Source organism: Ruegeria sp. BG10 (genome assembly GCF_056538575.1).
Genome location: NZ_JBQFTI010000007.1, coordinates 131,590 through 149,983 on the forward strand (window position 1 = coordinate 131,590; position 18,394 = coordinate 149,983).

The following is an 18,394-nucleotide window of genomic DNA, read 5'->3' on the forward strand; positions in this document are numbered from 1 at the left end:
GGCTCCTATCGTTGGCCCTTGAACCAGGGGGTAAGCAATGCACGCGGATAATCCGCTGACCGCGCCGCAACCACAAGCGCGATGATCGACAGGATGTAGGGCGCCATCAGAAACACCTGCCCGGGCACCAGCGCGCCGATCTCGGTCTGCAACCGGACCTGCAACGCGTCGAAGGCGCTGAACAGAAGCGCACCCAACAGCGCCTTGCCGGGGCGCCAGCTGGCAAAGATCACCAGCGCTATGCAGACCCAGCCGCGCCCGTTGACCATACCGAAGAAGAAAGCGTCAAAGGCGCTCATGGTCAGGAATGCCCCGCCCAGCGCCATCAGGGCCGAGCCCGCGACAATCGCTCCGATCCGCAATCCGTAGACCGACAGGCCCTGCGCGTCGACGCTGTCCGGATTGTCGCCCACCGCCTGTATCGCCACGCCCAGCGCGGTGCGATTCATCACGTACCAGACAACCGCAACCATCAGCAGTGCCAGCCAGGTCAGCGCCGTCTGCTGAAACAAAACAGAGCCTAAAAAGGGTAAATCGGACAGAACCGGCAGATCCAGCGGCTGAAACGGTTCGATCCGGGGCGGCGACGACACGTTCGGCAGCGCCGTGCGATAGGTGTAATAGCTGACCGAGGTAGCAAACAACGTGATCCCCAGCCCCGAGACATGCTGTGACAGGCCCAGAGGCACCGTCAGGATTGCGTGCAGCAGGCCAAACAAAGCCCCGGCCAGCGCCGCGACCATCACGCCGCCCCACAGCCCGGCACCCAGCCAGACGGCCATCCAGCCGCACATAGCGCCAACGACGAAGATCCCTTCGATCCCGAGGTTCAGCACCCCGGCGCGCTCGCAGATCAGCGCGCCCAGCACGCCGAAGATCAGCGGCGTCGCAATGCGCAGCGATGCGGCCCAGAAGCTTTCGGACAGCAGGATGGTGAGGATATCCATCATGGGGCCGCTCCTGCCGTGCCAACCCGCACGACCCGGTATCTGGCAAAGAACCCGCCAACCAGCACGCAGAGCAGCGAGACCGACACCACCAGGTCGGCCAGAAAGGACGACACGCCCATGGCGCGGCTCATGCTGTCGGCCCCCACAAAGACCGAAGCGATGAAGAGTGCCGCGATCACCACGCCCAGCGGGGAAAGACCCGCCAGCATGGCGACCACGATGCCGGTATAGCCGAAACCGGGCGAGAGGTCGGCGGTCAGGTAGCCCTTAAGCCCCGCCACCTCGCTGACACCCGCCAAACCGGCCAGACCACCCGACAGGATGGCGACGCCGAATAGCGAGCGCTTCACGTTGATCCCGGCATGGCGTGCGGCGGCAGCATTCTCTCCGACCGCGCGCAGACGGAAACCCCAGACCGACCGTGCCAGCATGAATTGCGCCATTCCCGCCAGTATCAGAGCCACAATCAGTCCCGAATGCACCCGCATCCGGTCTATCAGCGGTGGCAGCATGCCCTGATCCAGCACCGGGGCCGATTGCGGCCAGCCCAGACCCATCGGGTCCTGCAATGGCCCCTCCAGCATCATCTGCACAAAGATCAGGATGATGAAGTTCAGCAGCAGTGTGGTCACCACCTCATCCGCACCGAACCGGGTTTTCAGATAGGTGGGGGCGACCATCCCCGCCGCCCCCGCCGCCGCGCCCAGCAGGACGATCAGCGGCAATAGCAGGACGCCCGATACGTCCAGCACCCCGGACCCGATGGCCACAGCGGCCATCGCCCCCAGATACAGCTGCCCTTCGGCTCCGATGTTCCAAAGCCTGGCCCGAAAGGCCAGGGCCGCGGCCAGCCCGGTAAAGATCAGTGGCGTGGCGCGGGTCAGCACCTCGGAAAAGGCAAAAACAGAGCCAAACACGCCGCGAAACATCTCGGCATAGGCGGCCACGGGGTCGGCCCCGGCGGCCAGCAGGGGAATGGCCGCAAATCCCAGCGCGATGGCGGCGGACAGGACGGGGACACCCAGCGTTACGGCGCGCGGCTGGCTTTCGCGGGGTTCGATGCGGATCATGCCGGCTCTCCTGCCATCATCAGCCCGATCCGTTCGCGATCCCGGCCGGGGGCCTCGTGCAATTCACCGTCCCGGATCACCATGATCCGGTCGGCAAGGCCCAGAATCTCGTCCAGATCTTCCGAGATCAGCACCACACCCGCCCCGCGTGCACGGGCCTCCAGCAGGCGTTGCCCGACCTCGGCCGCAGCCCCCATATCCAGACCGCGCGTGGGCTGGTTAGCTAGGATCAGACGCGGCGCACGCTCAAAAACGCGCGCCAGGATGAGTTTCTGGATATTTCCCCCCGACAGCAGCCGTGCCGGGGCCTCGACACCCGGCCCGCGCACATCATAGGCCGCAGCCAGACGTTCGGCATTTGCCTGAATGGCTTCGCGCCGCAACAGGCCGCGGGATTGCACGTCGGGATCATCCAGCCGTTCGATAATCATGTTCTCGGCCACGCTCATCGCGCCGACGATGCCCTCATGGTGGCGGTCTTCGGGGATGCGACCGACGCCCGCACGCACCATCGCCGAGGGGCTGGGGGCGTCGATGTCGGCCCCGTCAACGCGGACCAGGCCCTGTTCCGGCTTCACAAGGCCCGAGATCACGCTTGCCAGCCCGTTTTGTCCGTTGCCCGAGACCCCGGCGATGCCCAGAATTTCATGCGCATGTACGGTCAGGTCTATACCCCGGAGCGTATCGCGCTGGGACCGGCCCGGCACGGTCACGCCCGACAGCGTCAGAACCGGCGCGCCGGGTGCCATATGTGATCCCACCAGTTCGGGTGTCTCGGCCCCGACCATCATCCGCGCGATGGATGTCTCATCCGCTTCAGAGGTCGCCATCTCACCCACCTTGCGCCCGTGGCGGAGCACCGCGATCCGGTCGGAAAAGGCCAGAACTTCGCGCAGCTTGTGGCTGATGAAGATCACCGACAGCCCCTCATCCGTCATCATGCGGATGTTCTCGAACAGCGCGTCGGCCTCTTGCGGGGTCAGCACTGCGGTGGGTTCGTCCAGCACCAGAATCCGCGCCTGCCGGTACAGCGCCTTCAGAATCTCGACCCGCTGCCTTTCCCCAACCGACAAACGCCCGACCGGAATTTCCAGCGGCGCGGTCAGCCCGCTTTGGGCGATGATCGCCTCGATCCTGCGCCGCGCTGCACGTCGGTTGCGGCGCAGCGCGAACAGCGGCTCGGACCCGAGCATGATATTGTCCAGGGCCGAGATGTTCTCGGCCAGCGTGAAATGCTGATGCACCATACCCACGCCGGCCGCCAGCGCCAGTTGCGGATGGCCCAGCGGCAAAGGCCGCAGGACTCCCGCCGCATCCGCCACCTCGATCGAACCCGCATCGGGCAGGTAATGCCCGAACAGCATGTTCATCAGCGTGGTCTTGCCCGCGCCGTTTTCGCCCAGCAGCGCCAGCACCTCGCCCCGGTTCAGGGTCAGGCTGACATCGTCATTGGCGACAACCGGGCCGAACCGCTTGCTCAGCCCGTTGAGCTTGAGAACCGTGGAATCTGTCATCGGAAACACGGGCCGGTGCCCAGACCGGCCCGCCTGCGATCAATTGTCGGAAACCGGGCGGTCATCGTTCACATTGACGCGGAACAACCCGTCCAGAATCTCGCCCTGCCGGGCATTGACCGCCTCGACCACATCCGCCGGAACCAGTGCCTCGTCCAGAACCATCGAACCGCCGCCATAACCCATAAAGCTGTACTGGCCGTAATCCGCGGCCTCGAACGACCCGTTGGCGACATTGGCGATGGCCTTGTCGATGGTCGGCTCCATATGCCAGAGCGCCGAGGCCATGATCGTGCCCGGATAATCGCCCGAGGTGTCGATCACGTTGCCCACGGCCTTCACGCCACGTTCCACGGCCGCATCTGACACACCAAAGCGTTCCGCATACATGATGTCCGCGCCCGCATCCATCATCGCAATGGCGCTTTCCTTGGCTTTGGGCGGGTCATACCAGCTGTCGATGAAGGTCACGAGGAACGTGACGTCGGGGTTCACCTCACGCGCGCCGTCCATGAAGGCGTTCATCAGCCGGTTGACCTCGGGGATGGCATAGCCGCCGACCATACCGATCACGTTCGATTCCGTCGCCGCGCCGGCCACCATGCCGGTCAGGTAAGAGGGTTCGTGAATCCAGTTGTCGAAGACCGAGAAATTGGGTCCGACCGGACCAAAGGACGACCCCATCAGAAAGGCGGTATCCGGGTAATCCTTGGCCACCTTGCGCGCCGCGCGCTCCAGGCCGAAAACCTCGCCCACAATCAGTTGCGAGCCCTGCTCGGCATATTCGCGCATCACCCGTTCGTAATCGGTGTTGGCGACATTCTCTGAAAAGACATATTCGATGTCCCCGCGCTCGGCCGCGGCATTCAGCGCCTTATGGATGCGGCTGATCCATTGCTGTTCGACCGGAAGCGTGTAAATCGCCGCGACCTTGACGGTCTCTGCCGCCGCTACGCTGACGGAATACAGGGTCGACGCCGCCGCAACCGCGGCCAGCAGAACTCTGCGGGTCATATTGTGTTTGGCCATCACTCTCTCCTGTTTTCCGGGATGCGAGCATCTTTTTACTGTTCAGTCAATTTTTTCGATGGCGTTGCCTGTTGATCCGCCACGACGGTGACCGAGTATCAGGTCGAAACTTGCGGGCCCGGCTCACGTCTCAAAAAGAAACATGATTCTACTTTAAGTTGCAAAATGACTTAGGGTTAGTTTCGCATTTCGCGATCGCTTCACAGCATTTGCACAGAAATTCGGCGGCGGAGAAAATAAATTGTGGAAAATTGATTTTCGATCTTAAATTTTTATTCGCTTAAGTTTAACACCCGAAAAAACAATCAGCTTAACGCTGTAATAACAATTGCACTTGGGTATCGGAAGTTCGGGCTATGCTGGATTTTGTTTCGTCAACACATTCTCACAGCACGGCACAAGGGCACCCTGCACCGCACAGCGCGCCGTCCGGACTTTACGCCGGTCCGGGCAAACGTGTTTTCGATGTTCTGTTCGCTTTGCTGCTGTTGCCTGCCGTAACGCCGGTCATTCTTGTCCTGTGTTGTCTTGTCCGCCTTGATGGCGGGCCGGGTTTTTTCGGTCATACCCGCATCGGTCAGAATGGTAAACCCTTCAAATGCTGGAAAATTCGCAGCATGGTCGTTGACGCAGAGGCACGGCTTCAGGCGCATCTGGACGCTGATTCCGCAGCCGCGGCCGAATGGGAACGCGACCACAAACTGACCGATGATCCCCGGATCAACCGGCTTGGGCACCTGCTGAGGAAGACCAGCCTGGACGAGCTTCCACAAATCTGGAACGTGCTGAAAGGCGAGATGAGCTTTGTCGGACCGCGCCCCGTGGTGGCCATCGAACTGGTGAAATACGGCAGTTCGGCCTCGGCCTATCTGGCCCAGAAACCCGGCATTACCGGGCTGTGGCAGGTGTCGGGCCGCAACGATATCAGCTATGGCGAGCGGGTTGAGATGGATGTCACCTACCTGACCCGGCGCAGCTTTCTTTGGGACATCAAGATCATAACTCAGACGGCATCCGCCGTGTTCCTGCGCACAGGCCGTTAATACGCCTGAGGGCCTTTATTATTGGTTCAGAGCCATGTAATGAGCGGCTGCGCACGCGTTCTGCGTGCGTTTTGCAATCAGGAATCCGGGCTGAAAATGAAGCAATCCCCCATACAGCAGGCGCAGCTTGCGCCGGGCCGGCCATCAATGATGGACACGTCCGAAGAGGCCGTCCTTGACCTGAGCGCCCTGATGGGAACGCTGTGGCGCGGCAAGTGGATCGTGGCACTGACCACGGCCCTGACCCTGTTGCTGGGCGGCTATTACGCCTTTGTTGCCGCAACCCCGCAGTTCCGTTCAAGCGCTGTGGTCATGCTGGAGACCAATCAGGAAAGCGTGGTCGATCTGCAAAGCGTGGTCGGCGGGCTGGCCGGCGATACGGCTGAGATCAATTCAGAGCTGGAGGTGCTCAGGTCCCGCGGGCTGATGGGCAAGGTGGTGGACAAGCTGGATCTGGTGTCGGACCCGGAGTTTAACACCAAGCTGGCTGCGCCGTCGCTGCTCGGCTCGGCCAGGACCGGGTTGAAATCCCTGCTGGGCCTGTCGCCGGATGCCAAAGCCCTGCCCGATGACATCCATGACCAGATCACCCGCGACGGGGTGATCACCGCGCTGCTGGAAAAAGTCTCGGTCCGGAGTGTTCCGCAGAGCTTTGTATTCCGGGTCACCGCCGAAACCGAAACCGCGCGCAAATCGGCACTGATCGCGGATACCATCGTCGATCTGTATATTCTCGACCAGATTGAGGTCAAATTCGCCGCGACCGAACAGGCCACCATCTGGCTTTCGGATCGTGTGGCCGAGTTGCAGCAGGAGCTTGAAACCGGCGAGAGCAAGCTGAGCGAATTCAACGCCTCGACAGCGCTGATCTCGCCCGAGGCGCTGCAGCTGCAGGAGGTTCAGCTGAAGGATCTGCGAGAGCGCAGCGCCACCGCCAGCGCAACGCAGGATGCAGCGCAGTCCCGTTACGAGCGCCTGCAGGCGGCCGATGGCGCCGCGGCGCAGGCCGAGGCCAGTGAGGACCCGCAGATTCAGCGCCTCTATGCGCAGATCGCCGGATCCGAATCCAACCGGCAGGCTTTCGAAACCGCGTTTCAGCGGTTGCTGGCGCGCACCGCCCTGGAAGCGCGCCGCGCCACGCAGCAGGTTCAGGCGCTGACCCGATCTGCTGAAGATCTGGGACTGCAGATCGCGCGGCAGAACGCCGACCTCATTACATTGCAACAGTTGACCCGCGAGGCGGAAGCCATCCGGTTGCTGTATGAATATTTCCTGACCCGCCTCAAGGAAACCTCGGCCCAGGAGGGGATTCAGAAAGCCGACAGCCGGCAGATTTCCCGCGCGGTGATCCCGACGGACCCGTCGGAACCCCGGAAGTCGCTGATCATGGTCGCATCCGCCCTGCTGGGTCTTGTGCTGGGCATGGCCGTGGTGTTCCTGCTGGAAGCCCGGCGCAAAGGCTACCGGTCCGCGCAGGAGCTGGAGCGCAAGACCGGATACAGCGTTCTGGGTCAGGTCCCGATGTTCCCCGCGCGCGGGCGGCGCAAAGTTCTGGAATACCTCGCCTTGAAACCGTCTTCGGCCGCGGCCGAGGCGGTGCGCAACCTGCGCACCTCGCTGATGCTGTCCAATGTGGACCATCCGCCCCAGGTCGTGGTGATGACATCCTCACTGCCAGGTGAGGGCAAGACGACGAACTCGCTGGCGCTGGCGCAGAACTTTGTCGGTATCGGCAAAAAGGTCCTGCTGGTCGAAGGTGATATCCGGCGGAGGACGATGACGGCGCAGTTGAACGACGTTCCGAATACGGGAATCGTCTCGGTCTTGTCCGGCGATGCGACACCGCAAGCGGCGATTTTCCAGGATCCGCTTTTGGGCTGTGACATTCTGGCGGGCGAAGAAACCTCGGCCAACGCCGCCGACCTGCTGGCTTCGGAACGGTTCAAGCAGTTCCTGGACGACATGCGCAAGATTTACGACGTCATTCTGATTGACACGCCGCCGACGCTGCTGGTGTCGGACGCGCGCCTGATCGCCCGCAACGCGGATGCGGTTCTGCTGACGGTGAAATGGAACGATACGACCGAACAGGACGTTACTGAAGCGCTGCGCCTGTTCCACATCGACAACCAGCGTCTGACCGGAATTGTGCTGGGCCAGATCAACGTCCGAAGCGCCAGACACTATGGTTATTCCTACGGCAGCTACGCGACGAAATACTACAGCAACTGAGGTCGCGAACCCCGGAACGCCACATGAAAACAGCGCGCCGCAAGGACGCGCTGTTTTGCATTGATCCCGGTTCTGATCAGTTGGTGCTTACGGTACTGGTCGTGTTGGTGGTCGAGCCGCCGCCACCGGCCGCCGCCAGCCCGACCGCTGCCGCCACAGCGCCAAGAGCCGGCGCAACCAGCGGTACGAAACCGGTAACGCCCTGCTGCGCAGCGGCCACGGCCGCGTCACCTGCCGGCGCGGCGGTTCCGGGCACGTTCTGGCCCGCTGCCGCATCGGCGGGCACGTCCTGCGCATAAACGCCTGTGGTTGAGAGGGCAAAAACCAGAACAGCGTTTCTGATCATCGTATGTCTCCTGAAACAAGTCTTGGCCGGACGCTAGCACACCCGGTCAGGGCAGAAAATGCCAGTTTGGGCAAAATAAAAGGTTACCTTGGGAAAGTGATGTTTTTCAGCGACTTGTTGGTGAATCACCCGACCACGGCGCGGTTTGTCAGACATCTGACGCAATGTGCCTTCTTTAAAGCGCCCGAAAACTGCGCTAACGGGCCACGTAATCATGCGGATTCGCCAAAAAGATGAATGAAACCGTCGGGCGTTGACGTAAAGGAAGACCCCGTTCGGAAAAGCGGCTAAGCAGGCGCCAAGAAAAAAGCGACGACAAAAGTGAAGATTCGAGCGGTATCAAAAGGGCGATTCAGCCTGCTGGCGGCGCTGTGCGCCATGGTTTCCGGCATGGCCTCCGCGCAGTCCGTTTCGACATATGGCACCCCCGGCCTGCTGGAGCTTCCGAGCGCGGAAATGTTTGATGACGGAACCCTGGCCTTCACCGCCGCGGGCCTGCGGGACACCGGGCGCGCGACGATGACCTTCCAGATGCTGCCCTGGGTGCATGGCAGTTTCCGCTATGCGTATATCAAGGATTTCGACGGCGATGTCGGCGACCGGTATGACCGCAGTTTCGACATTCACTTTCGGCTGCGCGAAGAAAGCCGGAACGCGCCGGCCGTGGTGCTTGGGTTGCGCGATTTCGGCGGCACCGGGCTGTATGCCGCCGAATATATCGTCGCGACAAAAACGTTTCGCGACCGGTTCAAGCTGACCGGCGGTATCGGCTGGGGGCGTCTGGCCGGGAGGGGGGCGTTTTCCAATCCGCTGGGCCTGATCAGCAGCCGGTTCGACGTCCGCGAGGACGAGAACGCAGGCGACATTTCCGAAACCGGGCAGCTTGATTTCAGCAACTGGTTCCAGGGCGACGCGGCGCTGTTTGGCGGTGCAAGCTGGCAGTATAGTGACCGGCTGACCTTTCTGGCCGAATATTCGCCGGACCTGTACACCGCCGAGCGTGAGAATATCGGCTTCGATGTCCGGTCGCCGATCAATGTCGGGGTCCAGTACCGGTTCCGGAACGGGTCGCAACTGACGACCTCTTTCCTGTATGGCACCACGCTGGGAATGACCTACAGTTTTTTCATTGATCCGCGCAAAACGGTCGCTCCGGGGGGACAGGGAGCAGCGCCGCCGCCTTTGTTGCCGCCGGAGCGGGTCGCCGCGCACGCGCCGGGCCAAACTGCCGATCCCCGCGACCGGTTGCAAAAGGCGCTGAAACAGGAGGGGCTGCGGCTGGTCTATCTGTCCCGTGACGAAGACACGGTTCGGGTCGGGGTCGAGAACAACACCTTTGGCCAGGCCGCTCAGGCGCTTGGGCGCACGGCGCGGGTGCTGGCCAACGAGCAGCCACCGCAGTCCGAACATTTCGACATCGCGCTGATGTCCAACGGCGTGCCGCTCAGCGCGGTTCGGGTCAACCGGAACGACCTGTACGAGCTGGAGCATGATCCCGACAACGCCTGGCGCAGTTTTGCCCGGGCGCGGATTTCCGACACGATCCCGGTGCTTCAGGGCGGGTATCTCAGCGATGCCTACCCGCATTTCTCGTACCGGTTCGGGCCTTATCTGAATTTTTCGTTCTTCGATCCCGACGACCCGCTGCGGTACGAAATCGGGGCCGCACTTGGGCTGGACTATACCCTGTCGCCCGGGCTGACCCTGTCGACGGGGCTGCGCCAGCCGATCCTCAGCACGCTGGACGACAGCACCCGGGCGTCGGATTCGCCGCTGCCGCATGTGCGGTCCGACTGGGCGATCTATGCGCGGGAATCCAACCTGCGTATCGAGCATCTGACCGCCGAATACATGTGGCGGCCGGCGGAAAACCTGTATGCCCGCACCACGCTGGGCTATCTGGAAACCATGTTCGGCGGGCTCTCGACCGAGCTGCTCTGGTATCCGACGGACAGCCGTCTCGCGCTTGGGGTCGAGGTCAATTACGTCGCCCAGCGCGATTTTGACGTCTTGTTCGGCTTTCAGGACTATTCCGTCGCCACCGGCCATGTCTCGGCCTATTACGACCTGCCCGGCGATTACCACGCACAGGTGGATGCGGGCCGCTATCTGGCGGGCGATTATGGGGCGACGTTTTCGCTGGATCGTGAATTCAACAACGGCTTCACGGTTGGTGCCTTCTTTACCCTGACCGATGTCAGCTTTGAGGATTTCGGCGAGGGATCGTTCGACAAGGGCATCCGACTGGAAATTCCCGTCTCCTGGCTGACCGGGCGGCCGTCCCGCAACAAGGTGCGGCAGACGATCCGCCCGGTTCTGCGCGACGGCGGCGCGCGCCTGAACGTGCGCAATCGCCTGTATGAAGTGACGCGCGAGGCCCGCGCGCAGCACCTGTCCCGCGGCTGGGGGAGGTTCTGGCGATGAAGACCCTGCGATCTGCCATTCTCGCCCTGATGCTGGTGTCCTGTGGTGAAGCGCGGCAGGATTTCGATCTGCTGAAAGGCGCGCTGCAACCCAACACCCCCCGGTTCCACCCGCGCGCCGAAACACTTGCCGCGCGCCGCCCGATCCCGCCCCGGCTTGAGGTCGGCTTTCCGTCGCGCGGTCTGGGCGGCGTGATGCTGCTCGAGGTGGAACGCAACGGCGTTCAGACCTGGCTGACGGCGGACGGTGCCACCATTACGCTGGACCAGGGGATGTTGACCTCGACCAAGGGGTTCGGCGGTGGCATGGCCGGATCGGATGTCAGCCAGAGCACGCGCCTGATTCTGTCCGGCGGCGACGGTCAGGCCGAACGGTTCCACACTTTCCTCAACGGCAATGACGAGATCGAACTGCATGCCTACAGATGCCGGATCACGACCGTCGGAACCGAGACTGTTTTGTTGCGCGGCAATCCTGTCGCGACGGAAAAACGGCAGGAACGCTGCTATGGGCTGGCCGAAAGCTTTACCAACATTTACTGGGTGCAGAACAGCACCGGCCGGATCGTCCAGTCCTCGCAATGGACCGGCGATTTCCTGGGCAACATGACCATGAAGGTTGTGCCGGATGAAACTTGAGATTGTGACCAGCGGAGGATCCCTCGTGCGCCAAATTCCACTCTTGCTCAGCGTGATGATCCTGGGCGGATTGATCACCGGATGCTCGACCATTTATCGCAGCCCGTCGGTGACCGCGGGCGTGTCGGACAGCGGCAAGGTACGTGTCGTGCCGGTGACGCCGGAAACCGTTCTTGTGGCCAATCGCTCGACTTACGCGCCGAAAACCCTGCCATCGGTCTTTCAGCTTTCGGCCGGGTCGGGATCCGGCACCAGCCAGCGCGGCCTTGGCCCCCTGCCCGACGCGCCGTCGACGCAGGACGGATCGCGCGCGGGGCTGCAACTGGACCCGCCGCCAAACGTGGACCCCGGGCCCTATACCATCGGCATCGGCGATGTCGTGGTGCTGTCTACCCCGTCCACCCAGGGCACGGCTGGAGAATTGTCCGGCCTGCTGGCGGCCCAGAACAGCCGCAACGGGTATACTGTGCAGGATGACGGATCGATCAACATCCCCGATGTGGGCCGGGTCCGGCTGGCGGGGCTGACGGTGGACGAGGCCGAGGCCCTGCTGTTCCAGCGGCTGGTGGAAAACCAGATCGACCCGACCTTCAGCCTTGAGATCGCCGAGTTCAACTCCCGCCGCGTCTCAGTCGGCGGCGCCGTTGGTCAACCCGGCGTTCAGCCGATCACCCTGACCCAACTGACACTGGGCGAGGCCCTGTCGGCCGCCGGGTCGGTTTCGGTCCGCGATATCGACAACAGCTCGGTGCGGATTTACCGCGACGGGCAGATGTACCAGATCCCGCTCGAAGACCTTTACGCGCGGTCCGATCTGCAAAACCTGAATCTGGCCGCCGATGACTCGGTCTTTGTCGATACCGATTACGATCTGGATCGCGCCGAACGCTTTTTCGCGCAACAGATCCAGTTGCGCGAAACCGTTCTGCAGGGCCGTCAGACCGCCCTGCAGGAACTGTCGACCGCCGTCGACCTGCGCCGCGATGACCTGAATGAACGCCGTGACACCTTTGTTCAGGCGGTGGAACTGGATGCAGTCGACCGGGATTTCGTTTACCTCAGCGGCGAGGTCCGCACCCAGGGCCGCTATGCGCTGCCCTTTGGCCGCCGCGCCTCGCTGGCGGATGCGCTGTTTGACACCGGTGGCGGCATCGCCAAGGAAACCGGCGACGCCTCAGAGGTCTATGTTCTGCGCGCCTCGCAGGATGCCCGTGAGTTTGGTGCGGTCACGGCCTGGCACCTGGATACCCGCAACGCGGCGCATCTGACGCTGGCGGCGCAGTTCGAACTGCGCAGCAACGACATCATTTTCATTGCCGAAAACCCGGTCACGCGCTGGGGCCGCACGATCAGCCAGATCACTCCGTCGCTGATCACCACACCCATCGTCGCGGCGGTGAACTGACACCCCGTGCCCTTCGGGCGGGTCGTGCGCCGGACAGTCGCACGGCCCAACATGCCCCTAATTCTGCCAAGTCCCTTGGGAAGTTTCTTTTGAGCGCACCACGCCTGCATATCCCAAACCACGTCCTTTTCGGCCGGAGCGCCTGATGGTCAAAGCTGCGCTCACAGCGGTGATGTTGCGCATTTGCGGCACGGTTCTGTGGCTGGGCTTCACGATGCTTTGCGCGCGGGTTCTGACGGTCGAGGATTTCGGGCTGGTGTTTTTCACCGTGAACGTGATCATCACCGGCGGCGTCATCGCGGCGCTGGGATATGACGTCGCGGTTCTGCGTTATGGGTCCCAATATGCGAAGGCCGGGCAGGGAGCGGCGATGCGCAAATTGCTGAGCGAAGCCCGGCTGGTGGTATTTGCCGGCGGGCTGGTGGTTCTGGGCGGGTTCGTGGTGGCCGCGATTTTTCGGGTCGACACGCCGGTGACAAGCGACACGGATATCGCCATCGTGGCCGGGCTGGCGATTGCCGCCACCGCCCTGATGGCGGTGCATCGCGACATGCTGCGTGCAGGCGGCAAGCTGTCACAGGCGCTGTTGGGCCAGTCCGTGCTGCGGACAAGCGTGCCGCTGATCCTGACCACAGGCGCGCTTTTGGTGACGCAGGTCACGCCGATGGCGGTTTTGCTGTTTTATCTGGCCGGATTACTGGTCTCGCTGGTCTGGGAACAGGCCTGCATCACCCGCCTCGAACTTGGAACCGACGGTGGCGCCGGGCTGAAACACCATGCCAACACGGCCTTTTCCGTCTGGCCGGGTGAAGCTGCGCTGATCGTATTTCACCGGGCCTGCGGCATCGTCATCGGGTTGACCACGGGGCTTGAGGCGGCGGCACTTTTCATCGCGGCCGAACGCGTATCGCAGCTTGGCGTCTTTCTGACCGATGCGGCGCGCACGGCCATCGCGCCGATGATCGCACAGGCGCGCAACACGGCCGAGATTCAGGCCGCCATCACCCGCGCCAGCGTCCTGATGCTGATCAGCGGCGGTATCGGCTGCGCGCTGCTGCTGGCGGGCGGCTGGGTGCTGCTGTGGGGTTTCGGGCCCGAATACCTGCACGCTTTCCCCATCCTTTGCGCCCTGCTGGCGGGTCAGCTCAGCTGGACCATCCTGGGTCCGACCGCGCTGATCATGAACATGCAGGGTCAGGAACGCGCGCGCAGCCTGGTCACCATGCTGGCCACAGGCGCACTGCTGATCTGTCTGGTCTTCACCCGCTCACCCCTGTTTGCCGCGCTGGTATTCGCGCTGATGTCCTGGGTCATGAACGGGGTGCTTTGGGCCCTTATTCGGTCGCGGCTGGGTGCCAAATCGGGCGTTTTCGGCATCACCCGCCACGATGTCCGGGCCTTGTTCCATGACGAGGGCGACATCGCCGCAATCCTGCGCAAGCGCCTGAATTTCATCAAGTTGCGATCCTGAACGACCATGAATTTTGTAACGCCCCGCACCGCCCTGCCCAACCTGTTCCTGATCGGCGCCCCCAAAAGCGCGACCACGTTTCTTTATGATGTTCTGCGCCGCACCCCCGGCGTTTACACCGCAGAAAACAAGGAACCCGCCTTCTTTCATTTCGACGGGCAGGTTCCCCGGCACCGGGATGCGCCGCTCAGGCCGCTTTATGCCTGCCTGACGCCCGAGGAATACGGGGCGCTGTATGCCGGGGCAAAGGACGCCCGTTACATCGTGGATGCCAGCACGCATTACCTGTCGACCCCGCAATGCGCGGCCCGGATCAGGGATATGCAGCCCGATGCCCGCATCATCGCCGTTCTGCGGGAACCGGTCACGCGGGCCTATTCCCATTACCTGATGGGGGTGCGCGACGGCTTTGTTACCGAAGACCTGATGGGGGCGCTGGACCGGGAAGAACGTGAGATGAAACAGCCTGCGGTTTTATGGGGCGAACACTACCGCATGATCCGCCGCTCTCAGTATCTGGCGGGGGTCAGGGCGTTCCATGCCGCCTTTGGCGATCGGTTTCGCCTGTATCTGTTCGAGGACATCCAACAGAGCCCGCAGGCCGTTTTCGCGGATCTGCAACGGTTTCTGGATCTCGAAATCCCGGACCCTGCCGAAGACGAAAACCAGACCGCGCGCAATGCCTATGCCGTGGATCGGCTGCGGATGATCACGCGGCTGCTGAATGCCTACCGGGCATCCGGGTTGCGGCAGCTGGTGAACCGTCTGACCCCCGCCGGGCTGCGCAGGAAGCTGCGCGAAAGCTACGAGAATCTGCGTCTGACCGAGGCCCAAAAGCCCGAGATTCCGCCAGCAGCCCAGCAGCGCCTGAGCACCTGGCTGGACGAAGATTTTGCGGAAACCCTGCGCTATGCCGACCAGCACGGGTTGCTGGCCCGCCCGGACCGAAAGGACCCCAAGTATGGCTGAGCCGGATATCAGGTCGCCGGGCGCGGCACGTCTGAAGGTTTCCGCGGTTATCGCCACCCTTGGCCGGTCCGACGAGCTGATCAGGCTGTTCGAGACCTTCCGTCAGCAAAGCCGCCAACTGGACGAAATCGTGGTCGTGGACCAGAACGCCGATGATCGCCTAACCCCCGTTCTCTCCAAGTTCCGTGACCTGCCGGTAACGCATATCCGGGACGACAGGCTGCGTGGCGTCAACCGCAGCCGAAACCACGGGTGGCGGCAGTCCGGCGGCGATGTGGTGTTCTTCCCGGATGACGATTGCTGGTATCCCGGGGATTTCGTCGAAAAAGCGCTGTCGGCGCTGGAACGCAGCGGGGCGGATATCGTCTCGGGTCGGGCCGCGGCCGAGGACGGGCGCTCGATCAACGGTAAATTCCTGAACCGCGCGGTTTGGGTCGATCGCCGCTCGGCGTGGTTCACGCAGATCGAATGGGTCATGTTTCTGCGCCGCGATGTCCTTGAGGCCACCGGCGGGTTCGACGAAGGGATCGGCCCCGGATCAGGCACCCGCTGGGGCGCGAACGAAGTGCAGGACCTGTCCCTGACCGCGCTGTCCGGGAATTACCGGCAATATTACGACCCTGCCCTGTTCGGCCATCACGCTGAAATGCAAATAGACACCGCCGACGAAAACAGCCTTGCCAAAGGACGAACCTATGCCCTTGGCTTTGGCTATGTGCTGGCAAAACACGGGTACGGCTGGGGTGCGGTGGCCTATTGGGTGGCCCGTTCGGCGGCCGGAGCGCTGATTTCGGCACTCAGGGGCAATCCGGGTCTGGCCAAATACCGAATGAATGTTGCGCAGGGTCGCCTGACCGGCTATCGCGAGCGCCGCGCCCTCGACCTGCACAAGAAGAAGCACACCGATAGATGAAAACCGTTTACTGGATGAACCCTCTGGTGATCATGCTGGCCTGGGCCTGCATCGCGGTTTTCTCCTATGCCATGTCGGCTGACCTGTATTACCTGTTCATGCGTACGACCAAAACGATCGAGTCGTACCATGTCGGGATCGCGCTGGCCGGGATCGGAGTTTTCTGTGCCGCGGCGGTTCTGGGCATGTATTCCGTGTCCGCGCGCAAACCGTCGCGCGATCAGGTGATCGACGATCTGACCTTTGTTTTGCAATCGGTGCGGTTCCGGCGCGTCTGCCTGATCTATGCCACGCTGATGGCGGCGGCCTATGCGATCTGGCTGGGACCCACGCTGAACCCGTCGGTCATCATCGCGTTTGTCACCGGCAAGGGATTTGTCGGCCGCGAGGCGGGAAACCAGATCGGCGGGCTGACCACGATGACGCAGTTCGGCGTCGCGCTGGCCGTGGTCTGCGGCTATGGGGTCGCGCTGTGCACCAGGAAACACTGCCGGGCATTTTACAAACGCCTGCTGATCATCATTCTGTTTCTGGCGCTGTATCGGTCGTTTATCTGGAGCGAACGCCTGGCCCTGGTCGAATGCGTCATTCCGGCGGCGACCGCCTGGGTGATCGCCCGCAATACGGGCCAGTCTTCCTTTCGCATCCTGCCAGTGCTGGCGGTGTTTTTCGTCGTCTTCTTCTTTGGCGTGACCGAATATTTTCGCTCGTGGAATTTCTACAGCCAGTTCGACATCAACATCGCGTATTTCTCAGCCTCGCGGTTCTTATCCTACTACGTTTCTTCGTTCAACAACCTTGCGGTTTCGATCGAGTATTTCGAACCCAGCGGGTTGCCTCTGAACTCTCTGAACTTCCTGTTCAAACTGCCCTTGCCGGGGTTTGAAGCCCTGAACCAGATTCAGGCCAATCTATGGGAGCAGACCTTCATGGGCGGGCTTGAGCGGTTCGGAAACCCCGAGTTCAACCTGTTCACCGGCGTTGGCATGATGATCAGCGACTTCGGCCTGTTCTGGGGCGTCGCCCTGTTGTCGGTGCCCGGCTTCATCTCGGGCCGCCTGTATCGGCTGGTGCAGATCGGCCGGTTTTCCGGGCTGTTCCTGTTTCCCGTCTGGATGATCGGTCTGCTGGAGTTTGGCCGTTTTCTGTATTGGGGCACGTCGCGCACCCTGTTGATCTGGGTTCTGGCCTTCGTGCTGTTGTGGATCGCGAACGCGATGATCAATGCGGTGCGTGCATCCCGGGCGCACCCGACCCCGGTGCAGGTCTAGGAGGCGGCGTCCAACGCGGCCAAAAGCTGCTCTGCGGCCCGTTTCCAGGTGAACATTGCCGCCTGTTCGCGCCCTTTGGCGGCCAGTTCTGCGCGCAGGGCCGGCTCAGCCTCGATCCGCAGCATCGCGGCGGTCCAGTCCTGCTGACGGCGCGGATCCGCATACAGGGCTGCATCACCGCAAATTTCCGGCACCGCGCCCCCGGTTGTCGCCACCACCGGACAGCCGCAATACATCGCCTCTAGCGGGGGCAGCCCGAACCCTTCGGTCAGGGATGGAAACACCAGTGCAGAGGCGTTGGCGTACAGGGCCTTAAGCTCGGCATCCGACACCCGGCCCAGGAACCGCAGGCCGTCATTTTCGGACAACCCTTCATCCCGGAACACCGCGCTGTTGCCGCCGCCAGCCACGATCAGCGGCAACGCCCCTCCGCCGCGCGCTTTCGCTGCTGCCGCCAGAAGCTTTAGGTTCTTGTGCGGTGCAAGCGAGCCGATTGCCAGGAAATACCCGCCCCGCTCCAGCCGGTGACGGGTAAGGGTCTGGTCATCCGGTGTGATCGTCGCAAGGTGATCCACCCCATTATGGATGACGCGCGCTTTTCCTTTTGGGAAGACACCGAACCGCTCAAGCTCCTGACGGGAAAAATCTGAAACTGTCAGCAACACGCGGGCCCGCCGTGCGAGGATCGGCAGATACAGTCGATACAGGCTGCGAAAGGCCCGCGAGTAAGAGGCGGGCTGGGTAAAGACCTGTGCATCGTGGATCATCACCGCCTGCCGCGACCGGATCAGCGGCCCGGTATTGCACAGGCTCAGCAACCAGTCCTGATGCTGCAACAGACCGGGCAGTTCGGTTTGCTCCCACATATGGCCGGATCGGCGGGAATGCCCCCGGCGGGCGAGATTCAGAACCGGCTCCGGGCGGGTCTCCGGGTTCTGTACCGGCGCACCGGGCACGGCCAGCTGCATGTTTGCCGCTGCGGGCAGGTGCGCCAGCGCGCTTGCCAGTTCGCTGGCGACCCGGTCAACGCCGGTCAGCGACCGGGTCAGAAAGCGGCCATTCAACATAAGGGATTTCGGAGGGGTCATGATGCGGTTCCGCCTGTCGTTTCCGGCCCTG

General features: G+C 62.6%; 15 protein-coding genes. 9 read left to right on the forward strand and 6 right to left on the reverse strand.

The genetic code is table 11. The features are described 5' to 3' along the window. Positions 1 to 5: 5 nt before the first annotated feature. The 4 genes from ACR0D8_RS20245 to ACR0D8_RS20260 are packed head-to-tail and all read right to left on the reverse strand — an operon-like array spanning position 6 to position 4,563. Positions 6 to 947 (reverse strand): ABC transporter permease, encoded by a 942-nt coding sequence (locus ACR0D8_RS20245; RefSeq protein ID WP_480649350.1) that lies wholly within the window; start codon positions 945 to 947, stop codon positions 6 to 8. Then, the gene (locus ACR0D8_RS20250) at positions 947 to 2,017 is read right to left on the reverse strand and encodes an ABC transporter permease (protein WP_480649352.1); all 1,071 of its coding nucleotides are present in this window, start codon (positions 2,015 to 2,017) and stop codon (positions 947 to 949) included. The genes ACR0D8_RS20245 and ACR0D8_RS20250 overlap by 1 nt, the downstream gene beginning before the upstream one ends. After that, positions 2,017 to 3,534, reverse strand: coding sequence for an ABC transporter ATP-binding protein (locus tag ACR0D8_RS20255; RefSeq protein ID WP_480649264.1), 1,518 nt, complete (start codon positions 3,532 to 3,534; stop codon positions 2,017 to 2,019). Before ACR0D8_RS20255 ends, ACR0D8_RS20250 begins: the two co-directional genes overlap by 1 nt. Before the next feature lie 39 nt (positions 3,535 to 3,573). Next, positions 3,574 to 4,563 carry a BMP family protein gene (locus ACR0D8_RS20260; RefSeq protein WP_480649266.1) on the reverse strand — a complete coding sequence of 330 codons (990 nt, stop codon included), beginning with the start codon at positions 4,561 to 4,563 and terminating at the stop codon, positions 3,574 to 3,576. 356 nt (positions 4,564 to 4,919) lie between these two features. Between ACR0D8_RS20260 and ACR0D8_RS20265 the strand changes: the two genes are divergently transcribed. Together ACR0D8_RS20265 and ACR0D8_RS20270 are read left to right on the forward strand one after the other, a co-directional pair. Further along, positions 4,920 to 5,606, forward strand: a complete 687-nt coding sequence (locus tag ACR0D8_RS20265) for a sugar transferase (protein ID WP_480649268.1) — start codon at positions 4,920 to 4,922, stop codon at positions 5,604 to 5,606. A 39-nt stretch (positions 5,607 to 5,645) separates the two neighbouring features. Further along, complete coding sequence (locus ACR0D8_RS20270; RefSeq protein ID WP_480649270.1) at positions 5,646 to 7,838, forward strand: GumC family protein; 2,193 nt, start codon at positions 5,646 to 5,648, stop codon at positions 7,836 to 7,838. 76 nt (positions 7,839 to 7,914) lie between these two features. On the opposite strand, the gene ACR0D8_RS20275 is transcribed toward ACR0D8_RS20270, so the two are convergent. Next, positions 7,915 to 8,184: a hypothetical protein gene (locus ACR0D8_RS20275; RefSeq protein WP_480649272.1), complete on the reverse strand. Its 270-nt coding sequence runs from the start codon at positions 8,182 to 8,184 to the stop codon at positions 7,915 to 7,917. Between the two features lie 390 nt (positions 8,185 to 8,574). Here ACR0D8_RS20275 and ACR0D8_RS20280 point away from each other — a divergent pair, with 390 nt between their 5' ends. The 7 genes from ACR0D8_RS20280 (at position 8,575) to ACR0D8_RS20310 (ending at position 17,275) form a co-directional block, all read left to right on the forward strand. Further along, positions 8,575 to 10,608: a YjbH domain-containing protein gene (locus ACR0D8_RS20280; RefSeq protein WP_480649353.1), complete on the forward strand. Its 2,034-nt coding sequence runs from the start codon at positions 8,575 to 8,577 to the stop codon at positions 10,606 to 10,608. After that, positions 10,605 to 11,246, forward strand: coding sequence for a YjbF family lipoprotein (locus tag ACR0D8_RS20285; protein ID WP_480649274.1), 642 nt, complete (start codon positions 10,605 to 10,607; stop codon positions 11,244 to 11,246). The genes ACR0D8_RS20280 and ACR0D8_RS20285 overlap by 4 nt, the downstream gene beginning before the upstream one ends. Next, entirely contained in the window at positions 11,236 to 12,651 is a 1,416-nt protein-coding gene (locus ACR0D8_RS20290) for a polysaccharide biosynthesis/export family protein (RefSeq protein WP_480649276.1), read from the forward strand. The genes ACR0D8_RS20285 and ACR0D8_RS20290 overlap by 11 nt, the downstream gene beginning before the upstream one ends. 145 nt (positions 12,652 to 12,796) lie before the next feature. Further along, positions 12,797 to 14,122, forward strand: coding sequence for an MATE family efflux transporter (locus ACR0D8_RS20295; RefSeq protein WP_480649278.1), 1,326 nt, complete (start codon positions 12,797 to 12,799; stop codon positions 14,120 to 14,122). A gap of 6 nt (positions 14,123 to 14,128) precedes the next feature. Continuing rightward, complete coding sequence (locus ACR0D8_RS20300; RefSeq protein ID WP_480649279.1) at positions 14,129 to 15,091, forward strand: sulfotransferase family protein; 963 nt, start codon at positions 14,129 to 14,131, stop codon at positions 15,089 to 15,091. Next, on the forward strand, positions 15,084 to 16,004 hold the full coding sequence (locus ACR0D8_RS20305) for a glycosyltransferase family 2 protein (protein ID WP_480649281.1): 921 nt from the start codon (positions 15,084 to 15,086) through the stop codon (positions 16,002 to 16,004). The genes ACR0D8_RS20300 and ACR0D8_RS20305 overlap by 8 nt, the downstream gene beginning before the upstream one ends. Then, positions 16,001 to 17,275, forward strand: coding sequence for an oligosaccharide repeat unit polymerase (locus ACR0D8_RS20310; protein WP_480649283.1), 1,275 nt, complete (start codon positions 16,001 to 16,003; stop codon positions 17,273 to 17,275). The genes ACR0D8_RS20305 and ACR0D8_RS20310 overlap by 4 nt, the downstream gene beginning before the upstream one ends. Here the strand turns inward: ACR0D8_RS20310 and ACR0D8_RS20315 are convergent. Continuing rightward, positions 17,272 to 18,363: a glycosyltransferase family 4 protein gene (locus tag ACR0D8_RS20315; protein WP_480649284.1), complete on the reverse strand. Its 1,092-nt coding sequence runs from the start codon at positions 18,361 to 18,363 to the stop codon at positions 17,272 to 17,274. The two genes, ACR0D8_RS20310 and ACR0D8_RS20315, sit on opposite strands and share 4 nt — an antisense overlap. Positions 18,364 to 18,394: the final 31 nt, after the last annotated feature.